Source organism: Cyclobacterium sediminis (assembly GCF_054781075.1).
Map to the genome: position 1 here is coordinate 1 of NZ_BAAGVC010000026.1, position 561 is coordinate 561.

General features: G+C 44.0%; 1 protein-coding gene. It reads left to right on the forward strand.

Translation table 11 applies throughout. The features are described 5' to 3' along the window. Positions 1 to 541, forward strand: a 541-nt coding sequence (locus ACYVHJ_RS19355; RefSeq protein ID WP_460518139.1) for a transposase family protein, incomplete at its 5' end; no start/stop codon positions are given. Between the last annotated feature and the right edge of the window lie 20 nt (positions 542 to 561).

The window sequence follows — 561 nt, forward strand, 5'->3', positions numbered from 1 at the left end:
CAAAGACAGGATCGTTTCCCTTCACAAACCCTATGTCAGGCCTATAGTAAGGGGAAAAGAAAACAAACCTGTGGAGTTCGGAATGAAGGTACACATGCTGCAGGTCGATGGGCTCTCTTTTATAGACAAGATGAGTTTCAGAAACTTCAATGAATGTAAAAGGCTGAAAACCTCCGTGGTGAAACACAAAACAGTTTTCAAGGGAACATCGCAGCTTGGCGCAGACCGAATATATGCCACCAACGAAAACAGAAGATACTGTACCGGAAACAGCATATTCACCTGCTTCCCCAAAAAGGGCCCTAAAAACCACTCCAAAGCTGAAAAAATACTCAGCAGCGAAATATCAAAGCAAAGGGCAACGGTAATGGAAGGTATTTTCGGAACCCACAAAGATCATTACGGGCTAAGAAAAATTAAAGTCCGGGGAGAAAAGCGGGAGATGTTGATGGTGCTTTTTGCAACCATGGCGGCCAATGCTGTAAAAATCGCAAAGAAAAGAAACCGGGAGGAGCCTGCACCCAGAGAGAAGGCAGCCTAAAGAGAAAAAAGATCAAAAAA